Raw genomic sequence first — 1,734 nt, 5'->3', positions numbered from 1 at the left:
AACCCGCCGGTCTGCTTACCCAGCTTGCGAATCAGCTCGATTGCCGTGTCCGGGGTGCCGATGCATACCATGCCAGCGTTGATTGCCTCGTCCAATTTCCCTTCGAGTGTGGTGGCCTGGGAGGTGGGCAACGGCGAGATCTGTCCAAGGTAGTTCCAGATCTCCTCGAATCCGTATGCGCACTCCTTGCGAGCCTGCTCCTCGGTTTCGGCGATGTGCATGATTGCGGCCAACCGCCAGTTCTTACGCGACACGCTCGCCCCGGACTTTGCGGCTTCGGTCTCGACGATTGACCAATGATCTCGCAGCGCTTCAAAAGCCCCTGCCCCGGTGCTGGCGAGGTTGAGCATGCCCAGCCCCAGCTGTCCGGCGGTCCGGGGACCCGACGGCGACGCCACCGAGGCGACGACGGTCTCGAGTTCACCGTCGTACGGGAGGACCTGCAGCCGCGCATCGCGAAGCTCGAACCAACTGGTCTTCTTCGAGACCGTCTCACCCCGGATCAACCGGACGATCACATCGGCGGATTCGAGCATCATGTCCCGTTGTTCGGCCGTCTCGACGGCCATCATGTGGGCGTCGCTCGCCAGCTGGCCGGGACCGAATCCCATGATCGCGCGGCCTCGACTGAGGTGATCAAGCAGCACGTGCCGCTCGGCGACCATGAAGGGGTTGTGGTACGGGAGGGAGTTGACCCCGGTACCCAACTTGATCGTACGTGTGCGTTGAGAGGCTGCAGCCATGAAGACATCGGGTGCGCCGATGGGTTCGTGTCCGCCCGAATGGTGTTCGCCGACCCACGCTTCGTGGAATCCGAGTTCCTCGGCGCGCTGGATCAGTTGCAGATCACGCTCGAAGAGAACAGCGGGGTGAATCCCGAACTTGTGAAATGGTGCTTGGAATATTCCAAAGCGATCTGGGTATGTCGAATTCGTCACGGAGATTGCCTCTTTCTTGTGAGTCACGAGTTGTGGCGACCTGGCGACAGTCGTCAGGAAGATGCAGTGGCGGGATCTGCTGCCCGGCTTCGCATTCGCGGAAGAACCTCGTTGCCGAACATCTCGAGACCGGCGATGGCTTCGTCGAAGACCATGATTACGCCTTCGAGACTTTCGATCTCGGCGAGCTCGTCGAAATATGCCGCGACAGTGGACGGCGATCCGATGATCTTCTCGAGGTTCTGGAACGTGGCATTGCCGGCGTTCGTCAGCAGGCCCGCCGTCGAACCGTTCGCATCGAGGCTCGCGTCGCCCTGCATGGTGGCGATGGCACGGGTGTCTGCGTGCTCGACGTAACGGGCCACCTTTGCTTCGGCTTCCTCGTCGGTCTCGGCGAGGACGACCAGGACGACCAACAGGGTGGTGAGCGACCGTTCTGCGCGCGCGCAGGCGGCTTCCACCCGACCGACTACCTCGGAAACGCCCTCGACTCCGGTTCCCTGGCCCAAAATATCACTGTAGTCGCCGTACTCGGCGGTGAACTTGAGTCCACGATCGGACTGGCCAGCGCAGATGAGGCCCACCGGTTTGTCCGGAACCAGACCCAGTTGGCAATCGTCGAGCTGGTAGAAGCGGCCCTTGAAGTCGCTCTTACCGGTCGTCCACAGCTCCTTGAGGATTGTTGCGTACTCCTCGCCGTATTCATAACGAAGGCCGAAGTATTCATCGCCCGGCCACAGCCCCATTTGCGCGTACTGCGGTTTGTTCCACCCGGTCACGAGATTCAGGTCGAAGC

General features: G+C 61.4%; 2 protein-coding genes. Both read right to left on the bottom strand.

Annotated features, from left to right (window positions below):
• Nucleotides 1–938, bottom strand: a 938-nt coding sequence (locus WAW17_RS15780) for an LLM class flavin-dependent oxidoreductase (protein ID WP_422333889.1), incomplete at its 3' end; no start/stop codon positions are given.
• A gap of 53 nt (nucleotides 939–991) precedes the next feature.
• A partial coding sequence (locus WAW17_RS15775) for an LLM class flavin-dependent oxidoreductase (protein ID WP_422333888.1) occupies nucleotides 992–1,734 on the bottom strand: 743 nt, incomplete at its 5' end.

Origin of the sequence: Rhodococcus sp. (in: high G+C Gram-positive bacteria), assembly GCF_049286785.1 — a bacterium.
In the GTDB taxonomy this organism is placed as follows: Bacteria; Actinomycetota; Actinomycetes; order Mycobacteriales; family Mycobacteriaceae; genus Rhodococcus_F.
The sequence above is the reverse complement of the archived record's forward strand: the minus strand, read 5'-3'. Positions and strand labels throughout refer to the sequence as shown.